We start from the raw sequence: 21,350 nt of genomic DNA on the forward strand, positions 1-21,350 counted from the left end.
ACTCGCGCCCGGCGGGTGGATGCTGAAGACATGGAACTGCGTCGAAAACGAGCCTACGACAACGCCTCAGCCGAAGACGGCTTCCGTGTGCTCATCGACCGGCTGTGGCCACGGGGCGTCTCGAAGGAGAAGGCCGCGATCGATCTGTGGGCGAAGGACATCGCCCCGAGCATCGAACTGCGTCACGACTGGCATGCCGCACCCGACGCCGACTTCGAGGCGAACGCCGATCGCTATCGCACACAGCTGGCGACCGAAAGCGCCGACGCCCTGGGGGCGCTGGTCGACGAGCTGAGGGGACGACCCGTGGTGACGCTGGTGTACGCCCTGCGCAACACCGAGCACAACCACGCCGTGGTGCTCCAGGACGTGCTGAAGCCCCTGCTGAGCTGACCGCACCATGTCGATCCCGCAGACGACCGTCGCCGTTCCCGACCGGGTGCGTGGGCTGGCCGCCGGCGCCACCCTGGTGTGCGTCTGGGCCAACGAGGTGGGCGGACTGACGTTTCGCGCGACGCCCGCCACGGGACGCCCGTTCTACATCAAGTGGGGACCTCGGCAGGAGGAGTCCACGATGCGGGACGAGGCCGAGCGGATGCGGTGGGCGGGTCGCTGGATCCGGGTGCCCGGGGTGATCGACCAGGGCGAGGATGCCACGCATGAGTGGCTCGTCACGAGCGCCATCGACGGCGAGAGTGCCGCGCACCCGCGCTGGCTCGATCGCCCCGCGACGGCCGTGCGCGCCGTCGGCGAGGGCCTGCGCGCGCTGCACGACGCGCTTCCTGTCGCCGAATGCCCGTGGGAGTGGACCGTGTCGCGCCGTATCGCGAACGCCGAGCGCCGCGGCATCCGGCTGCCGGACCGCCTCCGTGACGCGCCGCGGATCGACCGCCTGGTCGTCTGCCATGCCGACGCGTGCTGTCCGAACACCCTGCTCGGCGACGACGGCCGCTGGATCGCTCACGTCGATCTGGGTCTGCTGGGTGCCGGCGACCGCTGGGCCGACATCGCCGTGGCGTCCATGAGCACGGCATGGAACTACGGTCCCGGCTGGGAGGACCTGCTCATCGACGCCTACGGAGTCGAACCGGATCGCGAGAGGCTGTCGTTCTACCGCGATCTCTGGAACGCGACCTGACCGCGCAGCATGCTGGCGCGCTGAGGAGGCAGACCAGCGCTCGTCCGCCTATCGGAGAAGAGCGTCCCAGACCGCGCTCAGGTCGCGATCGACGCGCTGCAGCCCCGGGTGCGCATCGTGCCACTCGATGATCTCCCTGGCGGCGAGGTGGAAGGCGACGACCGGATTGAAGTCCGGCACCACCCGCCGGATCTTGGTGTTGTCGAACACGACGGAGTGCGCCATGTCGCCGGCGAGCTGACCGGCGCGCTGCGGCAGCGCGTCCTCGATCGCGCCACTGGTGGCGTAGCGCAGCTTCGGCTCGGCACCGGCGGCGCGCCCAAGGATGGAGTAGATCTCGTTCCAGGTGTAGACGAAGTCACTGGTGATCTGGAAGGTGTCGCCGTAGGCGAGCGGGTTGCCGAGGAGTCCCACGAATCCGACCGCGAAGTCGGTGGTGTGCGTGAGAGTCCACAGCGAGGTGCCGTCGCCATGCACGACGATCTCCTCGCCTCGCCGCATCCGGTCGATCGCGGTCCACCCGCCGAATGCGGGGATCGTCCACTTGTCGTACGTGTGCGATGGACGCAGGACCGTCACGGGGAACTCGCGCTCACGGTATGCGGTGGCGAGGAGCTCTTCGCAGGCGATCTTGTCGCGCGAGTACTGCCAGAACGGGTTGCGCAGCGGCGTCGACTCGGTGATCGGCAGGCGGGCGACGGGCTTCTGATAGGCGGATGCCGAACTGATGAACACGTACTGGCCGGTGCGCCCCTCGAACCGATCGATGTCTCGCTGCACCTGGTCGGGCGTGAAGGCGATCATGTCGGCGACGACGTCGAACTCCCGACCGGCGAGCGCCGCGTCGACGGCCGCCTCGTCCGACATGTCGGCCGTCAGCACCTCGACGCCGTCAGCGGGAGAGCGGCGGGACCGCCCGCGATTGAGCAGGGTCACCTCCATGCCGCGCCGGGCGGCGAGCTCGCTCGCCGCCGAGGAGATGATCCCCGTTCCGCCGATGAACAGCACCTTCGTCGCAGCCATGCACAGCACTCTATCGAGGCGATCGACGGCTCCGGGCGGTCATGAGCGACTCACGCGGATGGTTCGGCGACTGCGCGACCGCGACCTCTGGAACGCGACCTGACCTCCGGTCCCCCCTCCCGGTCACTCGCTCGCCGCGGGCTTCCTGCGCCGAGGTGCCGCCGATCGCGGAGGGTTCCGGCGCATGTGATCCCGTACGCGACCGAGGACGTCGGCGAGAGCCTCGATGTCCGTGCGCGAGAGGGCGCCGAAGAGCAGATCGTCGAGCAGTGCGACATGCCCCGGGAACACGTCGGCGAGCACGGCACGGCCTGCATCGGTGATGGTCACGGTCACGCTGCGCTGGTCGTCGACGGAAGGGCTGCGAGTGACCAGACCCCGCTTCTCCAGCGTCGCGGCCTGGTAGGTCAGCCCGGAGCGACTGTAGACGACGCCGTCGGCCAGGTCGGTCATCCGTCGACTGCCCGCCGGTGAGTCACCGAGGGTCGCGAGCACCTGGAACTGCACATAGCTGAGATCGCCGGCGTCACGCAGCTGCTGCTCGACGGCGTGCTTCATCAGACTGCTCGTCTCCATCAGTGCGAAGTAGGCGCCCAACCGCGCGGGGGCCACCGACGGAGGAAGTGACGTCATGGGATGAGCCTACCCAGTGATGCTTCGCCTCCGAAACAATTATCGAGGTATCGGGCATACCGTCGACGGAACCGGTGTTACGAACTCTAAGCAGTTGCTACGAATCCGAAGCACTGTGTCGAAAGGACCAGATCATGAAGACAGTTCGCTTCCACGAGTTCGGAGGACCCGAGGTTCTCCGCTACGAAGACGCCGCCCAGCCCGTCGCCGGCGAAGGGCAGGTGCTCATCCGGGTCGCCGGGTCGGCATTCAGCCCGGCCGACGCCGGCATCCGCGGCGGCACCCTCCCCTTCCCCGTGTCACTGCCCCATACTCCGGGCTACGACATGTCCGGCACGGTCGTCGCCGTGGGCGACGGCGTCGCAGCGTTCCAGGTGGGGGATGAGGTGATCGGATTCCTGCCGATGACCGCCCCCGGATCCGCGGCCGAGTACGTCGTCGCCCCGGTGGACGCTCTCGTCACGGCTCCGTCGAGCATCGACCTCGCCGACGCGGCGGGGATGCCGTCCGTCGCTCTCACCGCCTGGCAGGCCCTGTTCGACCTCGCCGGGCTCACGGCGGGCCAGCGGCTGCTCATCGTCGGCGCCGGCGGCGCCGTCGGCGGATACGCGATCCAGCTCGCCAAGCGCGCCGGCGCCCACGTCATCGCCACCGCCAGCCCGCGCAGCCGGGATGCCGTGAGGGCGGCCGGTGCGGACGAGGTGATCGACCACACCGGCGCCCCGGTCCTGGAGTCGGTCGCCGAGCCCGTCGACGTGCTGTTCAATCTCGCGCCGATCAGTCCGGACGAGTTCACCGCGCTGGTCGGCCGTGTGCGCGACGCCGGCATCGTGGTCTCCACCACCGTGTGGATGACGACTCCGGGGGACGATACCCGTGGCGTGCGCGCGGCCGACGTCTACGTCCAGGCCCGCGCCGAACAGCTGGCCGGGCTGGTCGCCCTCGTCGACGCCGGGGAGCTCACGGTCGACATCGCCCGGCGCGTGCCGCTGAGCGAGCTGCCCGCGATCCACGCCGAAGCGGCCGCCGGTCGGCTGCACGGCAAGGTCGTCGCGGTGCCGGCCGCCGCCTGACCCGTCGGCCATGGCCGGCCGGTGCAGCATCCGGCGGGCCCTGGCCGACGCGGCCGTGCGCGATCAGGACGGTCCGAGGATGAAGTTCCAGGTGCCGGTCATGACCGCCGCGGCGATCGCCGCGGCGGAGATCGCCGCACCGATCAGCAACAGCATCCACTCGGCCGTACCGAACCGTGCGGGACGGGCCCAGGTGCGGCGCACCGGCGACCCGAGGCCACGCGCCTCCATCGCCGTCGACAGCTTGGCACCCCGGCGGATCGACAGGACCAGCAGCGCGAACGCCATGCCGAGGAACCGGCGCACCCGCCCGCGGTCCGCGACACCCCGCGCCCGCCGCGCCATCTGCAGCGCCCGCCAGTCGTCGATGAACAGCCCGACCATGCGCAGGCCGGCGAGTGCACCGAGCACGAACCGCGCCGGCAGGCGCCACGTCTGGGCGAGCCCGTCGGCGAGGTCGGTCGGGTCCACCGTGATGAACAGCACCACCGAGGGCAGCGCGATCGCGAGCACCCGGAGCATCGTCGCGCCGGCCAGCAGCAGCGATCCCTCACTGACGCGCACCAGCAGCCATTCCGCGTACACCGTGCCGCCGGACTGCCCGTACAGCGCGATCGTGACCCCCGTGAGGGGCGCTGCCAGCCACACCGGCCACGTGCGCGTCCAGAACTCGCGCCAGCCGATCCCCGCGAACAGGAAGAGCACGCACTCCAGTGCCAGGGCGACGGCCGCGGACACCACGTCCAGCGTGAGGATCAGCGGCAGGGCGATGAGTCCGCTCGCGCCGAGCTTGGCGACCGGATTGATGCGTGCCATGGCTCCGGTGCGCGCCCGGCTCTCCAGGAGGGTCACGAGCCCGATCCCATCGTGAACCGTGCGGCATGCAGCGCCGTCACCACGTCGAGGTCGTGCGTGACGACCACCAGTGCGCCGCCCTCCTCGTCGCGCAGAGCGGCGAGCATCGCCACGAGCTCCTGCCACGTGCGGGCGTCCTGCCCGAACGTCGGCTCGTCGAGCACCAGCACCCGCGGCCGGGTCGCGAGCGCGGCGGCGACCGTCAGCCGTCGCTTCTCCCCTCCGGAGAGGGTGTACGGATTCGCCCTGGCCAGTCTGTCCAGGCGCAGCCGTTGCAGCAGTTCGTCGGAGCGGGCCGCGATCTCGGCATCCGGCAGACCCAGGGAGTGCGGCCCGATCTCGAGCTCCTCCTGCACGGTTCTGGCCAGCAGCTGATGCTCCGGCTCCTGGAAGACCGTCCCGATGCGGGTGAGCAGCTGACGGGAGCTCCACCGGATCGGATGCCGCCCGGCACCCGCGCTGAGCCCTTCGGATGCCACGACCCGACCTGCCGCGGAGGGGAGCAGTCCGGCCAGCGTCAGGCCGAGGGTCGACTTGCCGACCCCGTTGGGTCCGGTGACGGCCAGAGCGGACCCCGCCCGCACGTCGACATCGATGCCCTCGGCGACGGTGGTGCCGCGCACCCGCGCCACGGCCAGACCGCGGGCGCTCAGCAGCGTCTCCCCCGGAGCGGATGCCGGTGGGGCGGGATGCCGCGGAGGATGACCCGGCACCCACACGCCGGCCTGCGCGAGCCGTGCCCCCTCGGCCTCGAGGACCCGATCCGCGGGTCCGTCCGCGATGACGCCGCCTTCGCCGATGACGATGACCCGATCGATCAGCGGGAGCCACACGTCCAGCCGATGCTCGACGACGATCAGCGTGGAGCGCTGCACCTGCAGCATCCGCTCCACCGAATCGCGCACCTCGAGGACACCATGCGGGTCGAGGTTCGCGGTCGGCTCGTCGAGCAGCAGCAGGCCGGGATGCATGGCCAGCGAACCCGCCAGGGCGAGCCGCTGCTTCTGCCCGCCGGAGAGCGCCTTGGTGGGCCGATCCAAGGGAACATCCAACCCGACGGCGTCCAGGGCCGCATCGACCCGCCGCCAGATCTCCTCGTGCGGGACGCCGAGGTTCTCGCAGCCGAACGCGACGTCGTCGCCGACGCGCGCGAGGATCACCTGTGAATCAGGGTCCTGCAGCACCAGCCCGACCTGCCCCCGTGCGGCCCTGGCGGGCATGCCATCGACGAGCAGCACGCCCTCGGCCTCGCCCTCCTCGTCGCCGCCGAGCACGCCGGCCAGCCCGTGCAGCAGCGTCGACTTGCCGGCGCCCGAGGCACCGAGCAGCAGGACCCGCTCACCTGCCTCGATGCGCAGCGAGACGTCGCGCAGTGCCCACGCGAGGCGACTGGCATGCCGCCAGCCCCACCCCCGCGCCTCGACGGTGGCCGGTCGGGTGTCGATGGTCATCTCAGACCCGAGCCCGCACCTCTCGGCCCGCCCCGAAACGGTCCAGAGCGCCCGTCGCGGCGAGGCCGCGCGCCAGCAGCCAGCCGAGCAGCCCGGCGAGCACCGCCCCGGACAGCGTGGTGCAGATGAGGTAGACGGTGGTAAAGGCGGCGTCCGACCCGGCGAACCACAGCAGCATGTTGTTGATGCCGCCCGCGATCGCCGCCCCGGCACCGGCGAGGATCGCGACCGGCAGCGTCCACAGCCGGTACGCGAAGATCAGGAAGACCAGCTCCGCACCCAGACCCTGCACGAGTCCCGCCTCGATGGTGAGGAACCCGCCCCACTGCGCACCGGCGAGTGCCGAGACGACAGCCGCGACGGTCTCGACGAAGATGGCCGCGCCGGCCTTGCGGATGATGAGGCCGCCGAGCACACCGGCGATCAGCCAGGGCCCGTCGAGAAGGCCCTGCACTCCGGGCAGGAGCGGCTCGAGCAGCGCTTTCGGGCCGAGATACCCGACGTTCCAGGCGAGGAACAGGAAGCCGCATGCGACGCCGAGGACACTGGCGACGACGATGTCGACAACCCGCCAGCGGAATCCGCCGGCCAGGGCTGCCGTCCGGGTGACGGGTGCGGATGTGGACGTGCTCATAGGAACTCCTCCCTGCGCCGGCATGATCCGGGTCAGGTTCGACGGTCGAAGCGCGGTTCGCTTCCTCTCAGCCCGGCACGCCGGACTCCCGTGGTGATGACATCGATCATAGCCGGGCTCACAGCCCGCGGCTCGATGTGATTGGGTACCGTAGATCAGGTGACCGTCTCCCCCGATTCCACGCGTCCTGTCACGCGCAGAGCCCTTCGCGAACGCACGAGGGCGCGCACAGAATCGGCGCACGACCACCGTCCGGCCGGGGAAACATCCGACACGCACGCCGACGCCGAGCCGGAAACGCCGGCCTCCGCGGTCTTCAACCGCAATACTGAGGCTGTGGATGTCGTCGAGGAGGCTTCGCTGCCCGGCGACCAGGGGAAGTCCGGCGACCGGCCCGAGCCCGACCACCAGCGCGATCCCGGCGACCAGGAGCAGCCCGGTCACAGCGTCGCGGCAGGGTCCGCCGCCTGGGCGGACGCAGAGAACCCCACCACCGCGCTGACCTGGCTCGACACGCAGAGGATCGCGACGGAGTCCGCCTCCGAGACGCAGCCCGCACCGGACCTGTTCGCCGGAGCCCGGCTGACCCCTGGCTGGCGCCGACCCCGCGCACTGCTGCCGGTGGGCATCATCGTCGCGCTCGGCGCGGCCTACGCCGGGGGCACTCTCCTGTGCCCGCTGGATGCCGTCGCACCGACCATCACGGCCGAGCAGGTGGCGGTCGAATCCGCCCCGGCGGCCACGGTCGCGTGGCCGACGAACGGCAGCGCGGCCGTCGGCGTTCAGGGGATGTCGACGCTGGCGTCGACCACCGACCGGGACGAGATCGCGAGCATCACCAAGATCGCGAGCGCCATGATGGTGCTGGAGAAACTGCCTCTCGAGGTGGGCGAGCAGGGTCCGAGCTTCGCGTTCACGCGGTCCGACCGGCAGGAATACCTCGACTACCGCTGGGGGAACCAGTCCTCGCTGGACGTTCCCGTCGACGGCAGTCTGACCGAGTACCAGATGCTGCAGGGCATCCTCCTGGGGTCGGCGAACAACTACATCGACCGCCTGGCCCGCGAGCTGTGGGGCAGCGAGCAGGCCTTCGCGGACGCTGCGAAGGTCTGGCTCAGCGACCACGGCATCGAGGGGATCTCCTTGGAGAGCCCGTCGGGATTCGACCGCGACAACGTGGCGTCGCCGGCAGCGGTGGTCCGCCTCGGCGAAGTGGCGATGGCGCATCCGGTGCTCGCCGAGATCGTGGGCACGCGCTCTGCGGAGATCCCCGGAGTCGGCACCGTCACCAACACCAACCAGATGCTCGAGGACGACGGCGTGGTCGGTATGAAGACCGGCACCCTCTCGCACTGGAACCTGCTCACCGCCAAGGACGTTCCCAGCGGTGACACCACCGTGCGCCTGTTCGCCGCAGTGCTCGGTCAGGACAGCAACGCCGACCGGGTCGCGGTGACCCGTCAGCTCTTCGCCGGCGTCGAGAAGTCGCTGGCCGACCAGCCCGTCTCGGTTCCGAAGGGCACCGTGGTCGGTCAGGTCACGACCGAGTGGGGCGACCGCGTCGATGTCGTGACCGACGCCGACGCGAAGGTCGTGCTGTGGAACGGCGCGTCGGCCACGGCGACACCCGAGCTCGAGCTCGGGGCGACGACCGCGGCGGGCTCGGCGGCAGGCCGCCTCGTCACGGAGGGCCCGGTCGACACCGTCGAGACGCGGGTCTCGCTCGCGAAGGCAGTGACCGCCCCGAGCATCTGGTGGCGCCTGACCCATCCGCTCGAGCTGTTCGGGATCGACAACGGCTGACCGGCTGACCCTCACGGCCCGGGCTCGTCCGGAGCCTCCGTCCGCTGCCCGACCCGTCTCTCGGTCCTGCACCCGTGCGAAACCTCGCTCAGGGGGGACACGAAGACGCCCGCCCCCGGAGAGGGACGGGCGTCGTGCCGTGTGTCAGGCGCGGCCGGATCCTGCTGGGCCGTCGGAGGCCGACGACTCGGATTCCCGCACGGCTTCCGCGAACTGGACGGCGTCCGGGGCTTCGGCGACCGCTTCGTCCTCGGCATCGCCGGTCACCATGACGGGAGTGGCTCCGGTCAGCGCGTCCTCGGCGTCGATGTCGGCCGCGGCCTGCTCGAACTGCGACTGGTACAGCCGCCAGTACGCGCCCTGCGCGGCGATGAGGGAGTCGTGATCGCCCTGCTCGACGATGTCACCGTGCTCCATGACGAGGATCAGGTCCGCGTCGCGGATGGTCGACAGACGGTGCGCGATCACGAACGACGTGCGCCCCCTGCGCAGCGCCGCCATGGCCTGCTGCAGCAGCAGCTCGGTGCGGGTGTCGACCGCGCTGGTTGCCTCGTCGAGGATGAGGATCGACGGTTGCGCGACGAACGCCCGGGCGATCGTGATGAGCTGGCGCTCACCGGCGGAGACGTTCGACGCCTCCTCGTCCAGCACAGTGTCGTACCCGTCGGGCAGCGAGTGCACGAATCGGTCGACGTAGGTGGCGGTCGCCGCGGCCACGATCTCCTCGTCGGACGCGGAGTCGTTTCCGTAGCGGATGTTGTCGCGGATGGTGCCGCCGAACAGCCAGGGATCCTGCAGCACCATGCCGGTGCGGCGACGCAGGTCGTCACGGGTCATCTCGGCGATGTCCTGCCCGTCGAGCAGGATGCGTCCGGAGTTCAGCTCGTAGAACCGCATGATCAGGTTGACCAGCGTGGTCTTGCCCGCGCCGGTCGGTCCGACGATGGCGACCGTCTGACCGGGTTCGACGCGGAACGACAGATCACGGATCAGCGGACGATCCTCGCTGTACGAGAACTCGACGTGGTCGAACTCGATCACCCCTCCGTGATCCGGTCCCTGAGCCCGCCGAAGGGTCGGAGCGTCCTCGGCATCCGGGTCCTGCTCGTCGGCATCCAGGAAGTCGAACACCCGCTCCGCAGACGCCGTGCCGGACTGCACGACCGCGGCCATGCCGCCGAGCTCGCTGAGCGGCTGGCTGAACTGCTGGGAGTACTGGATGAACGCCTGCACGTCACCGAGGCGCAGGTTGCCGCCGGCGACCATCAGACCGCCGAGCACCGCGATGCCCACGTACGTCAGGTTCCCGACGAACATCATGGCGGGCATGATGATGCCCGACAGGAACTGCGCCTTGAAGCTCGCCTGGAAGAGTTCCTCGTTCTCGACCTGGAAGCTGTCCAGGGCGTCCTGCTCCCGTCCGAAGACCTTCACGAGGGCGTGGCCCGAGAAGGCCTCCTCGACGCGGGCGTTCAGACGACCGACCTTGCGCCACTGGATGCCGAAGGCCTTCTGCGAACGCGGTCCGATGACGCCGAAGATGACGGCCATCAGCGGCAGGGACACCAGTGCCACCAGTGCGAGCTGCCAGGAGATCGAGAACATCATGACCAGCACGCCCACGACCGTGAGCACCGAGGTCAGCGCGCCCGACAGCGACTGCTGCATGGTCTGCGTGATGTTGTCGATGTCGTTCGTCACGCGCGAGATCAGCTCACCGCGCTGCACCTTGTCGAAGTACGACAGCGGCAGGCGGTTGATCTTCGCCTCGACGTCCTCGCGCAGCCGCCACATCGTGCGCACCATGATCACGTTGATGACGTAGCCCTGCAGCCAGCTGAGCACCGAGGCGACGATGTAGATCGCCATCACCGCAAGGATGATCCACCGCAGCCGTTCGAAGTCGACGCCGTCACCGACCGAGAAGTCGTCCATGGCGGCGACCATGTCGGCGAAGGTGCCCTGGTTCGCCTGGCGCAGTCCCTCGACGACCTGATCCTGGCTGAGCCCCTTCGGGAAGCCGTTGTCGCCGAGCGTCTTGGAGATGAATCCCTCGTAGACGATGTTCGTCGCCTCGCCGAGGATCTTCGGCGCCGCGACGGAGAGCACGACGCCGATCGCACCGAAGAACGACACGAGCACGAGCCAGGCCGCCGAGGGCTTGAGCAGCCCGAGCATGCGCCGGAAGCTCGGACCGAAGTGGTCGGCCTTGCCGGGCGCGGGCCCGTCGAACATGCCGCCGCCCTGCTGGCGCGCCTTCTCCGCCTGCTCGGCCTCTTCCTTCTCGGCCGCGGTCATCTCCACGGCCGTCGAATCCTCGGCCGTCGCGCCGGCGCGCGCTGCGGCGATGCGCTCGCGGCGCAGGCTCTTCCTGTCGGTGTTCTGCGTCATGCGTCCACCCCCAGCTGCGACACGACGATCTCCTTGTAGGTCTCGCTCGATTCGAGCAGTTCCTCGTGGGTTCCGACGCCGACGACGGCGCCGTCCTCGAGGACCACGATGCGATCGGCATCCGTGATGGTCGACACGCGCTGCGCCACGACGATCTTGGTCACATCCGGCAGCTCTCGCCACAGCGCCTGCCGGAGGCGGGCGTCCGTGGTCAGGTCGAGAGCCGAGAACGAGTCATCGAACACGAGGATCTTCGGCTGGTGCACGATGGCGCGGGCGATCGCCAGACGCTGGCGCTGGCCGCCCGAGACGTTCGTACCGCCCTGCGCGATCCGCGAGTCCAACCCGTCGGGCATCTCCTCGACGAAGTCGCGGCCCTGCGCGATCTCGAGAGCGTTCCAGAGCTCCTCATCGGTCGCGTCCTCACGTCCGTAGCGGAGGTTCGACGCCACGGTGCCGGTGAACAGGAACGGACGCTGGGGCACCAGGCCTATGCCGGCCCAGAGCGCGTCGAGGTCGGCTTCCCGCACGTCGACGCCGCCGACGGACACCGACCCGCCGGTCGCGTCGAACAGGCGCGGGATGAGCGAGACCAGGGTCGTCTTGCCCGAGCCCGTCGAGCCGATGATCGCGACGGTCTCACCGGGTTCGGCGCGGAAGCTGATGCCGGTGAGCACAGGCGCCTCGGCGCCGGGGTAGGTGAACTCCACGTCCTCGAAGGCCACCGCTCCGGGGTGGGGGAACTCGGTCGCGCCGTTCTCGGGGCGCGTCATGGACGACTCGGCGTCGAGCACCTCTCCGACGCGCTCGGCCGACACGGCGGCGCGCGGAATCATCATCGCCATGAAGCTGGACATGATGACGCCCATCATGATCTGCCCGATGTACTGCATGAAGGCGAAGATCGTGCCGATCTCCGCGTTGCCGGCGTTGATCTCGACGCCGCCGAACCAGATGACCGCGACGACGGTGACGTTGAGCACCAGCATGAACAGCGGGAACATCAGCACGAACAGCGAGCCGATGTTGCGTCCCAGTGTCATCAGGTCGGTGTTGACCTCGCGGAAACGGCGCTCCTCGATGCGCTCGCGCACGAAGGCGCGCACCACGCGCACACCGGTCAGCTGCTCGCGCATGATCCGGTTGACCTCGTCGAGCTTGCGCTGATTCGCCCGGAACAGCGGCACCATGCGGCCGATGATCAGCACGGCGATGAGCAGCAGGACCGGCACGGACACGGCGATCAGCCAGCTGAGGCCCACGTCGGTCTGCACGGCCTTGATGATGCCGCCGATGGCGAGCAGCGGGGCGGTGACGAACATCGTCGCACCCATCATGGCGAGCATCTGCACCTGCTGCACGTCGTTCGTGTTGCGGGTGATCAGCGACCCGGCACCGAACTGCGACACTTCGCGCTCGGAGAATCCGCTCACGCGGGAGAAGACGTCGGCGCGGATGTCGCGACCTGCGGCCATGGCCATGCGGGCGGCGAAGAAGGTGGCGACGATCGAGGCGATGATCTGGCCGAGCGAGACCAGCAGCATGAACGCGCCGCGGCTCCAGATGTAGCCGATATCAGCCTTGGCGACACCGTTGTTGATGATGTCGGCGTTGATCTCGGGCAGGTTCAGCGAGGCCATCACACTGGCGAACTGCAGCACCACGACCAGCAGCAGCAGCCACCAGTATCTGGTGATGTAACGAACGAGGATCTTTCCCAGCACGGGCGGACTTCCTTGCGAGATTCGGAGTGGACCGAGAATCGGCCACAAGACAGCGTGCCACGATCCACCGACATCCGTATCCCCCTGAGGGATGACCTTCGCTGAAAGCGAAACGAACGCCTGGCCGGAGCCGCTTCCTGCACCTGATCGAAGAACCGGCCCGTCGCCGCGAATAGACTCGCAGGCATGCCGCACGCCCCCGTCCCCGCCCCCGCTGTCCTGCTGGTGTGCGACTACTCCCTGGGCTATCTCGGCGGCGCGCAGACGGCGTTCATCCGCCAGGCGCAGGCTCTCGCGGCGGAGGGCGTTCCCGTTGTCGTGCTGGCGCCGGATGCCGATGGGTCGGCCGTCGTCACCGGGCCGACCGCATCGTCGCATCCGGTCGTCACCGTCGCCCCGCCCCGCCGCGGCACCGTCCCGGTGCTCGACCTGCCGCTCCTGGGCCGGGCCCGCGATCTCGAACCGCTGGTGGCATCCCTCGTGCGCAGGCACCGTGTCGGGGCGATCGTGGTGCACTCCGAGTTCGCTCTCGCGGCGGCGGCTCTCGCCGTCGGCGAGCGGCTCGGTATCCCCGTGCTGCACACGGTTCACACGTTCTTCTGGCGTGCTCCGGCCGTCCTCGCTCCGTTCGCCCCCGTCGTCTCGCGCCTGCACAGTGCGCTCACCGGCCTTCGTGGCGGCGCCCGCTACACCGGCAGCCACCCGCTGAACAACGCTCTGCGCACCATGACCCTGCGCCTCGCCGAGCGCGCCGACGTCGTGCTCTCCCCGTCGCGGCATCAGGCCGAGGCGCTGCGCGACGCGGGCGCCGGACGCGTGGAGGCCTTCTCGAACGTCGCCCAGCCGCTGCGCGCCGCCGCGCCGTCGACCGACGGCCCGCTGCGTCTGCTGTGGGTGGCCCGCTTCGCCCCCGAGAAGCGCGTGGACGTCGCCCTCGACGCCATGCGCCAGGTCGTCGCCCGCCTGGGAGCGGATCGCGTGCACCTGGACGTGGCCGGCGGCACGCATCGACCCGTACCGGGAGTCACGTTCCACGGCGCGGTGCCTGGTGAGCGCGTGGCCGCGCTGATGGATGCCGCGGATGCCGCCCTCATCACCTCGCTGGGGTTCGACAACCAGCCGATGGTGGCCCTGGAGGCGTTCGCGCACGGCCGCCCGGTGATCGTGAGCGACCCGGTGCTCGGTGGCGAGTTCGGCGATGCCGCGCTGCTCACGCCGACTCCGGACGCCGCGGGGCTCGCGGAGCTGATCCTGCGGCTGGAGGCCGACCGCTCCCTGCTGGACGCCCCGCGCGAGAGCGCCCTCGCCTATGCGCGCGAGCGCGTGGCCGCCGCGCACGTCGCCCGCCTGCAGGAGCTCATCGCCTCGGCGCGCGTCTGAGTTCCCTGCTGCCTCAGGCGCTCCGCGACCGGTCATCCGCGTGCGTCCCGCCTCCGGGTCGCACGTCGCCCGACTCTCCCTCAGAACAAGGGCACCTCGGGCACGAATTCCCGGGCGCCGAATCCGGGGTCCTCACCGAGCTCGGCGATCGTCGCCGGCTGCCACCGCGGGTTGCGGTCCTTGTCGATCAGCTGCGCGCGGATGCCCTCCACCATGTCGGGATGGGTGCCGAACCACATGACCCGGCGGTACTCGCCCTCCAGCGCCTCGCGCACGCTGTGCATCGCGCGGGCCTCCCGCACGGCGTCCAGCGTCACCGCGAGCCCGGTGGGGGCCAGTTCCTCGAGTACGGCGAGCGCCGCGGCGGCAGCCGGAGCGTCCGACGCCCGCAGCCGTTCCGCGATCTCACCGACGGTCGGTGCGGAGAATGCGTCGTCGATCCAGGCGCGTTCGGCCGCCAGCGTCGACGGGTCCGGCGTCTCGTCGAACAGCAGCACCATCTCGTTCGGGGTGCCGGGGTCGGCGCGCCACGCCAGTGCCTCGCGCAGCCCGTCGAGCCGGTCCGACGGCACGAAGTGGTCGGCGAATCCCAGATACAGGGCATCCGCACCGGTCATGGTCTGCCCGGTCAGCCCGAAGTACTCCCCGAACCGGCCCGGCGCACGCCCGAGCAGCCAGGTGCCGCCGACGTCGGGCGTGAAGCCGATGCGCGTCTCCGGCATCGCCAGCTTCGAGCGCTCCGTGACGACCCGCACGGCGGCGTGCCCTGCCAGGCCGATCCCGCCGCCCATCGTGATGCCGTCGGCGAAGACGACGACCGGCTTGGGGTACTCGGCGATGAGCACGTTCATCGCGTACTCGGCACGGAAGAACTCGGCGATGTCGCCGGGACGACCGCTGACGATGTGCTCGTACAGCGCGCGCACGTCGCCGCCCGCGCAGAAGCCCCGTTCGCCCTCGCCGTCGATGAGCACCGTCTCGATGTCGACGTCGTCGATCCACGCGGTCAGCGCGGCGGTGATGCGCTCGATCATGTCCAGGTCGAGCGCATTGATCGCGCGCGGACGATTCAGGGTGATCCTCCCGAGCGAGTTCTCGGTGCGGATCAGGACGGTGGCAGCTTCGACGTCGGTCACGACCGTCAGGCTACTCCGCTTCGCGTTTCGCGCCGATTCAGGGGTCAGGATCAGCGATTCCGGCAGGTGGAAGCGGTATTCTCAGGGATTTCCGCGAAGATGGGAGGAACTGCCCAGATCAGGAGAGGTCGCCATGCCCGAAGGACAGGTGCTCGAGTTCAACCGTGTCACGAAGCGCTACGGCGCCGTGACGGCGGTCGCCGACCTCTCGGTGCGGGTCGAGCCCGGTGTCGTCACCGGCTTCCTCGGCCCGAACGGGGCGGGCAAGACGACATCGCTTCGGATGCTGCTGGGGCAGATCCGTCCCACGTCCGGCACCGCGACGATCGGCGGTTCGTCCTACTCCGAGCTGCGCAATCCGCTGCGCACGGTCGGCGCGGTGCTCGAAGAGGCCGCGTACCGGCCGCGTCGCACCGCCGCCCGTCAGCTGCTGATCGCGGCGAAGAGCAACGGCATCCCGGTCGCCCGGGTCGACGAGGTGCTGCGCCTGGTCGGGCTGCAGGACGACGCCGACACGCGCCTGGGCAGCTATTCACTGGGGATGCGCCAGCGACTGGCCGTCGCATCCGCCCTTCTGGGCGACCCCGGTGTGCTCGTCCTCGACGAGCCGGCCAACGGTCTCGACCCGGAGGGCATCCGCTGGATGCGCCTGCTCATGCGCCGTCTGGCCGACGAGGGCCGCACGGTGCTGGTGTCCTCGCACGTGCTCAGTGAGATCGAGCAGGTCGCCGACGACGTCGTGGTGCTCTCGAAGGGTCGCGCGGTGTACTCCGGCGGCATCGAGGAGCTCGCCGATCCGGCGGGAGGCGCCGTGATCGTGGATGCCGAGAACCGCGCGCAGCTCATCACCGCCCTGTCCGCCGCCAAGCTCTCGTTCGACGTGCTGCGCTCCGGAGTGACGGTGCGCGACTCGAACTCCGCTGCGGTCGGCGCGATCACCGCAGCGGCAGGCGTGCCGCTGACGATGCTGCAGCAGCGCGGGCCCAGCCTCGAGGACGTCTTCCTGGACCTCGTCTACGGTCGGCGCGCCGACAGTCCGCGCCTCGATCAGGTCGCCAACCCGGTCGCGCACGCTCCGCTGCATGACGGCGTCTCCGCCGGAGACACGGCGCTCTCCGCCAGCGGGCTGGCCACGGCCGGCGCGGCGGCGGTCGTCGCCGGCGGCGCTCCTGCCGGCGTCGCCGACGAAGCCCCTGCCGCCCTGACGGGCGATGCGCCGCGTCCGGCGGAAGAGGGCACCGACGCGCAGGCGGATGCCGATGCAGATGCCGAGGCCGATGCGACCGCAGCGGCCGAGGACAGCCAGGCGGAGGCCGCCGCCGACGCCGCCGAGACCGAGACTCCTGCGGAGGCGGAGGCCGCGACCGAGACGCCTGCCGAAGCGGAGACCGCCGCTGCGGACGAAGGCGCCCAAGCCGACGCCGACGCATCCGTCGCGGGCGAGCGGGGAGCCGACGCGGACGCAGCCGTCGGTGAGGCCGCGGTCGGGGAGGACGTCGCGGAGAGCGACCCGGCCGACCAGGACGCACAGCCCGAGAGCGACCCGCTGCAGGCAGCAGTGGCGAGCCTGTGGGACCGTCCGGCCGCCCCTGCGCCGGAGCCGTCCGACGCAGACACGCGCGTGCAGGACTCGCACGGGCAGGACCCCGAAGGCGAGGAATCCGCATCCGACGCCTCCCCCGAGGACGCCCGCGACACCGAGAACGCCGTGGATGCCGCGAACGCCGGCGACACCGCGCTCGCTCAGGACGGCGACGCCTCCGACGACACCGCGCACTCCGACGACCCGGACGCGACCCGGGTGCTTCCGCTCGCCACCGAGGCGGTCTCGGTGGTGGGGACCACCGAGCCCAGCACCTTCACCGAGCTGATCACCGGCATCCCGGCATCCGCTTCTCCGGCTGACGCCGAACCGACCGCGCCGGCCACCGAGGCGATCGCCGTGTTCGCGCCGCTGCTGTCCAACGACGACGATGACGACTCCGCCGTCGATGACGCGGAGGACGACCCGCACCTCGCCGCGATGCGCACCTCACTGTCGAGTGCCGCCAGCCGTTTCTTCGACGGCCCCGCACCCGCCTACCCGTTCAGCCCGGTCCGCGCCGGAAGCGGGGCCGAGCCGGTTACCGGATCGGGTGCCGGGAGTGACGCCGGCGCCGAACCCGATGCAGGTGCCGAAGCCGGCGCAGAGGAGTCCGCGGCGAGTGCGGATGCGCCGTCCGAGGACGATGGTCGGCAGGGTGAGGACGGCCACGAGGGCCGATCCGCCGACCAGGACGACGATCAGGGTCGCACTCAGGATCAGCACGACGGGGACCACCCGCAGAGCTGAACCGCGCGGCCGAACCGCGTGGCCGATCAGGCGGGACGAGGGCGGATGACCGGCCGCTGACGGGGTATGCCGACCGGCGCCGGCGCCGTCGAGGCGATGTCCACGACATCCTCCGGCTCGTCGCTGACCTCCAGACGCAGCGCCTGCGTCAGGGCCAGACCGTGCCGAGTGGTGAGGATCAGCCGCTGATACTGCGCATCGCCGTCGAGGTCGATGACCACACTCGGGCGACGCCTGCGGATCAGGACGAAATCGGTCGTGCCCGCACCCTTCCAGGTGCCGCCGGCGAGGATCCCCGGGATGTAGGTTCCGGGGCCGGGAACCCCGCGCAACCAGGTCCAGGCATCATCGGTCAGCTGCACGCGGGTGATGTGCTTGCGCACGATGTGCAGGTTCTCCCGATGGAACGTCGACGCGCGCTCGACCGGGGACAGCACGACCTCGAGTCGCGTCTGATCCAGCAGCAGCGTCACCATGCGTACAGTCTGCCAGCGACGCCAGGCAAGATGCCTACGACTTGCTCACAACGCGACAACGATCCGTCGACGGAGATCGCACACCCCGCGCGCGCCGTGACGGTGCCACCGTCGCGGGCCGGTCGCGTGCGTCAGGCGGTGGCGGATGCCGCGGCGACGGCCGCCGCAGGAAGGGCCTCCTCGATCGCGGCGAGCTCCTCCTCGCCGTGCGCGGCGGTGAGGAACCAGGCTTCGAACACGCTCGGCGGCAGGGCGATCCCCTGTTCGCGCATCGCATGGAAGAACGGTGCGTAGCGGAACGACTCCTGCGCCTGCGCCTGGGCGTACGTCGTCGGCGCCGCGGACGCGAAGACCACACCGAACAGGTTCCCCGCGCGGGGGACGGCGTGGGTGACGCCGGCATCCGTCAGCGCCGAGCCGAGCGCACCCGCGACGCGCGATGCGGCGGCATCCACGGCCGCGTACACCTCCGGGGTCGCGAGCCGCAGCGTGGCCAGGCCCGCAGCCACCGACAGCGGGTTCCCGGAGAGGGTGCCCGCCTGGTAGACCGGTCCGACCGGCGCGAGCAGATCCATCACCCGGGCACTGCCGCCGAGCGCTGCCAGCGGCATCCCCCCGCCGACGACCTTGCCGAAGGTGATGATGTCGGGCAGGTACGCCTCGCCCGCCTCCTGCTGCAGACCCCAGTATCCGGCAGGGTGCACGCGGAAGCCGGTGAGCACCTCGTCGAGGATCATCAGCGCACCGTGCGCGTGGGCGGTGTCGGCGATGAGGCGGTTGAACCCCGGAAGCGGCGCGACGACGCCCATGTTCGCGGACGCGGCCTCGACGATCACTGCGGCGATGCGGTCGCCGTGCTCTGCGAACACGGTGGCCAGCGCGTCCGGGTCGTTGTAGTCGATGACCAGGGTCTGCGCGGCGATCGGTGCGGGCACACCGGCCGAGCCGGGCAGCGCCAGCGTCGCGACGCCCGAGCCCGCGGCCGCCAACAGGCCGTCGGAGTGGCCGTGGTAGTGGCCGGCGAACTTGACCAGCAGATCGCGGCCGGTGGCTCCGCGTGCGAGGCGGATGGCCGTCATGGTGGCCTCGGTGCCGGTGGACACCAGACGCACGCGCTCGACCGGGCGGGCGTCGCCGACACGCACACGGTCGGCGATCAGCTGGGCGAGCTCCACCTCGCCCTCGGTGGGAGCGCCGAAGGACAGCCCTCGCGCTGCGGCATCCTGCACCGCCCGCACCACGTCCGGCTGCGCGTGGCCGAGCAGCGCCGGCCCCCAGGACGCCACCAGGTCGACGTACTCGCGGCCGGTCGCATCCGTCACCGTCGCGCCGCGCGCGGACGCCAGGAACCGCGGCGTCCCGCCGACCGACCCGTAGGCGCGGACCGGCGAGTTCACTCCACCGGGGATCACCGAGCGGGCAGCGTCGAACAGGGTGTCATTGCGGTCGGTCATCGTTCCAGACTACGGATATCGGCTATGCGTCCAGTTCAGGGATGGACGTGCACCGCAGGGAACACGGGCCTGTCAGCGCAGCCAGTGGGCGACTTCGACGGCCCAGTACGAGAGCACGGCGTCCGCCCCGGCACGGCGGATCGACATCAGCGACTCCAGGATCGCCGCGTCGCGGTTGATCCAGCCGTTGGCGGCGGCCGCTTCGACCATCGCGTACTCGCCCGAGACCTGGTACGCCCACACCGGCACGTCCACGGCGTCACGCACTTCGCGCAGCACGTCGAGGAAGCCCATCGCCGGCTTGACCATGACGATGTCCGCGCCTTCCTCCTGGTCGAACAGCGCTTCGCGGACGCCCTCGCGCCGATTGCCCGGATCCATCTGGTACGTGCGCCGGTCGCCCTGCAACTGCGAATCGACCGCCTCGCGGAACGGCCCGTAGAACGCGCTGGCGTACTTGGCCGAATAGGCCATCAGCAGAGTGTCCTGGAAGCCCTCCGAGTCGAGCGTCTCGCGCAGTGCGCCCACCTGGCCGTCCATCATGCCGCTGAGACCGAGAAGATGAGAACCCGCGCGGGCCTGGGCGAGAGCCATCGAGCGGTAGCGGTCCAGGGTGGCGTCGTTGTCCACGCCGCCCGAGGCGCCCAGCACACCGCAGTGACCGTGATCGGTGAACTCGTCCAGGCACAGGTCGGTCTGCACGACCAGGGCGTCGCCCACCTCGGCGACGACGGCTGCGGTGGCCACGTTCAGGATGCCGTCGGGATCGTCGGCGCCGGAGCCGTCGGCATCCCGCTCCTCGGGAACACCGAACAGCATCACGCCGCCGATCCCCGCCTCCGCGGCGTCTGCGGCGGCCGCACGCAGCGAGTCGAGCGAGTGCTGGGCGACACCGGGCATCGATCCGATGGGAGTCTGCTCGGTCAGCCCCTCGCGCACGAACATGGGCAGCACGAGCTGGCGTGCCTCCAGGGAGGTCTCGCGCACCAGGTTCCGCACCGGCCGGGACTGTCGCAGGCGGCGCAGGCGGGTCTCGGGAAACCGGCTCACGGCGCGAACTCGTCCGACGCGTGCGGGAGGGTGAAGTGCGACACCGTCTCGATGAGGGCGTCGACGGTCTGCCGGTCGGCGACCGCCGAGATGGGCAGTCCGGCCTTGCGCGCGTCCTTGGCCGTGCGCGGTCCGATCGCCGCCAGCAGGGTGGTGTCGGGGATCTCGGGGAACTGCTCGCGCACCTGGCTCGCGACGGATCCGCTGGTGATGAGGATCGCGTTGATGCGCCCGTTCTCCACGTCGCGACGGATGCGGTCGGTGACCGGGACGCCGACCGTGCGGTAGGCGACGACGCTGTCCACGTCATGACCGGCCTCGCTCAGCATGACCGACAGGACCGGCTTGGCGATCTCGCTGCGCAGCGAGAGGATGCGGCGGGCGTCGGGTTCCAGAGCGATCATCTGCTCGGCCATGCCGGCCGCCGAGTTGTCGAGCTCCGGCACGAGGGCGACGTCGTATCCGACGGCGAGGAGAGCGGCCGCCGTGGTCTCACCGACAGCGGCGATCTTGGTGCGCTTGGGAACAGTGACCCGGTGGGCGAAGAGCACGTCCACCGTGGTCGCGCTGGTGACGGTGAGCCAGTCGTAGTGGCCCTCCTGGAGGCGCTCGAGCGCGGCATCCAGGGCGTCCTGATCCGTCGTGGGCGCGAAGTTGATCAGCGGGGCCACGACCGGCACCGCCCCCTGCGCCCGCAGACTGGCCGCGACGCCGTCACCCCAGGGTCCGCCACGGGGCACGAGGATGCGCCAGCCGTCCAGCGGCCGAGCCGTTTTCGTTTCGGAAGCAGTCATCAG

18 protein-coding genes and 1 riboswitch are annotated in these 21,350 nt (G+C 70.5%); of the genes, 6 read left to right on the forward strand and 12 right to left on the reverse strand.

The features are described 5' to 3' along the window. Window positions 1-30: 30 nt before the first annotated feature. Together ACFQY2_RS01235 and ACFQY2_RS01240 are read left to right on the forward strand one after the other, a co-directional pair. Window positions 31-393 (forward strand): DUF488 domain-containing protein, encoded by a 363-nt coding sequence (locus tag ACFQY2_RS01235; RefSeq protein ID WP_378743784.1) that lies wholly within the window; start codon window positions 31-33, stop codon window positions 391-393. Window positions 394-400: 7 nt separating this feature from the next. Beyond that, window positions 401-1,138, forward strand: a complete 738-nt coding sequence (locus tag ACFQY2_RS01240) for a phosphotransferase (protein WP_378743785.1) — start codon at window positions 401-403, stop codon at window positions 1,136-1,138. A gap of 48 nt (window positions 1,139-1,186) precedes the next feature. Here ACFQY2_RS01240 and ACFQY2_RS01245 read toward each other — a convergent pair whose 3' ends face one another. After that, a complete protein-coding gene (locus ACFQY2_RS01245; RefSeq protein WP_378743786.1) occupies window positions 1,187-2,161 on the reverse strand; it encodes an SDR family oxidoreductase in 975 nt (324 codons plus the stop codon). Between the two features lie 123 nt (window positions 2,162-2,284). After that, window positions 2,285-2,794: a MarR family winged helix-turn-helix transcriptional regulator gene (locus ACFQY2_RS01250; RefSeq protein ID WP_378743787.1), complete on the reverse strand. Its 510-nt coding sequence runs from the start codon at window positions 2,792-2,794 to the stop codon at window positions 2,285-2,287. Window positions 2,795-2,928: 134 nt separating this feature from the next. On the opposite strand from ACFQY2_RS01250, the gene ACFQY2_RS01255 reads away from it, so the two are divergent. Next, window positions 2,929-3,867, forward strand: coding sequence for an NADP-dependent oxidoreductase (locus ACFQY2_RS01255; RefSeq protein WP_378743788.1), 939 nt, complete (start codon window positions 2,929-2,931; stop codon window positions 3,865-3,867). Window positions 3,868-3,930: 63 nt separating this feature from the next. Here ACFQY2_RS01255 and ACFQY2_RS01260 read toward each other — a convergent pair whose 3' ends face one another. From ACFQY2_RS01260 to ACFQY2_RS01270, 3 genes are all read right to left on the reverse strand, one after another. Beyond that, complete coding sequence (locus tag ACFQY2_RS01260; RefSeq protein ID WP_378743789.1) at window positions 3,931-4,719, reverse strand: energy-coupling factor transporter transmembrane component T family protein; 789 nt, start codon at window positions 4,717-4,719, stop codon at window positions 3,931-3,933. Further along, window positions 4,716-6,173: an ABC transporter ATP-binding protein gene (locus tag ACFQY2_RS01265; protein ID WP_378743790.1), complete on the reverse strand. Its 1,458-nt coding sequence runs from the start codon at window positions 6,171-6,173 to the stop codon at window positions 4,716-4,718. Before ACFQY2_RS01265 ends, ACFQY2_RS01260 begins: the two co-directional genes overlap by 4 nt. 1 nt (window position 6,174) lies before the next feature. After that, window positions 6,175-6,807 carry an ECF transporter S component gene (locus ACFQY2_RS01270; RefSeq protein ID WP_378743792.1) on the reverse strand — a complete coding sequence of 211 codons (633 nt, stop codon included), beginning with the start codon at window positions 6,805-6,807 and terminating at the stop codon, window positions 6,175-6,177. Continuing rightward, window positions 6,800-6,909: riboswitch (TPP riboswitch) on the reverse strand. (Overlaps the previous gene by 8 nt.) A gap of 234 nt (window positions 6,910-7,143) precedes the next feature. Between ACFQY2_RS01270 and ACFQY2_RS01275 the strand changes: the two genes are divergently transcribed. Then, window positions 7,144-8,610: a D-alanyl-D-alanine carboxypeptidase family protein gene (locus tag ACFQY2_RS01275; RefSeq protein WP_378743793.1), complete on the forward strand. Its 1,467-nt coding sequence runs from the start codon at window positions 7,144-7,146 to the stop codon at window positions 8,608-8,610. A gap of 144 nt (window positions 8,611-8,754) precedes the next feature. Here the strand turns inward: ACFQY2_RS01275 and ACFQY2_RS01280 are convergent, their stop codons facing one another. Both ACFQY2_RS01280 and ACFQY2_RS01285 read right to left on the reverse strand, forming a co-directional pair. Further along, entirely contained in the window at window positions 8,755-10,908 is a 2,154-nt protein-coding gene (locus ACFQY2_RS01280) for an ABC transporter ATP-binding protein (RefSeq protein WP_378744998.1), read from the reverse strand. An 89-nt stretch (window positions 10,909-10,997) separates the two neighbouring features. Then, a complete protein-coding gene (locus ACFQY2_RS01285) occupies window positions 10,998-12,725 on the reverse strand; it encodes an ABC transporter ATP-binding protein (protein ID WP_378743794.1) in 1,728 nt (575 codons plus the stop codon). A 186-nt stretch (window positions 12,726-12,911) separates the two neighbouring features. On the opposite strand from ACFQY2_RS01285, the gene ACFQY2_RS01290 reads away from it, so the two are divergent. Beyond that, window positions 12,912-14,105, forward strand: a complete 1,194-nt coding sequence (locus ACFQY2_RS01290; protein ID WP_378743795.1) for a glycosyltransferase family 4 protein — start codon at window positions 12,912-12,914, stop codon at window positions 14,103-14,105. An 80-nt stretch (window positions 14,106-14,185) separates the two neighbouring features. Here the strand turns inward: ACFQY2_RS01290 and ACFQY2_RS01295 are convergent, their stop codons facing one another. Further along, window positions 14,186-15,241, reverse strand: a complete 1,056-nt coding sequence (locus ACFQY2_RS01295; RefSeq protein WP_378743796.1) for an enoyl-CoA hydratase/isomerase family protein — start codon at window positions 15,239-15,241, stop codon at window positions 14,186-14,188. A gap of 133 nt (window positions 15,242-15,374) precedes the next feature. On the opposite strand from ACFQY2_RS01295, the gene ACFQY2_RS01300 reads away from it, so the two are divergent. Continuing rightward, window positions 15,375-17,573, forward strand: a complete 2,199-nt coding sequence (locus ACFQY2_RS01300) for an ATP-binding cassette domain-containing protein (protein ID WP_378743797.1) — start codon at window positions 15,375-15,377, stop codon at window positions 17,571-17,573. Window positions 17,574-17,599: 26 nt separating this feature from the next. On the opposite strand, the gene ACFQY2_RS01305 is transcribed toward ACFQY2_RS01300, so the two are convergent. From ACFQY2_RS01305 to ACFQY2_RS01320, 4 genes are all read right to left on the reverse strand, one after another. Beyond that, window positions 17,600-18,049 carry a hypothetical protein gene (locus ACFQY2_RS01305; RefSeq protein ID WP_378743798.1) on the reverse strand — a complete coding sequence of 150 codons (450 nt, stop codon included), beginning with the start codon at window positions 18,047-18,049 and terminating at the stop codon, window positions 17,600-17,602. Between the two features lie 131 nt (window positions 18,050-18,180). Beyond that, entirely contained in the window at window positions 18,181-19,503 is a 1,323-nt protein-coding gene (locus ACFQY2_RS01310) for a glutamate-1-semialdehyde 2,1-aminomutase (RefSeq protein ID WP_378743799.1), read from the reverse strand. A 72-nt stretch (window positions 19,504-19,575) separates the two neighbouring features. Next, complete coding sequence (gene hemB / locus ACFQY2_RS01315) at window positions 19,576-20,553, reverse strand: porphobilinogen synthase (RefSeq protein WP_378743800.1); 978 nt, start codon at window positions 20,551-20,553, stop codon at window positions 19,576-19,578. After that, window positions 20,550-21,347: a uroporphyrinogen-III synthase gene (locus ACFQY2_RS01320; RefSeq protein ID WP_378743801.1), complete on the reverse strand. Its 798-nt coding sequence runs from the start codon at window positions 21,345-21,347 to the stop codon at window positions 20,550-20,552. Before ACFQY2_RS01320 ends, hemB begins: the two co-directional genes overlap by 4 nt. Window positions 21,348-21,350 lie beyond the last annotated feature (3 nt).

The sequence above is a fragment of the Microbacterium sp. GCM10027623 genome (genome assembly GCF_042666935.1).
Taxonomy (GTDB): Bacteria; Actinomycetota; Actinomycetes; order Actinomycetales; family Microbacteriaceae; genus Microbacterium.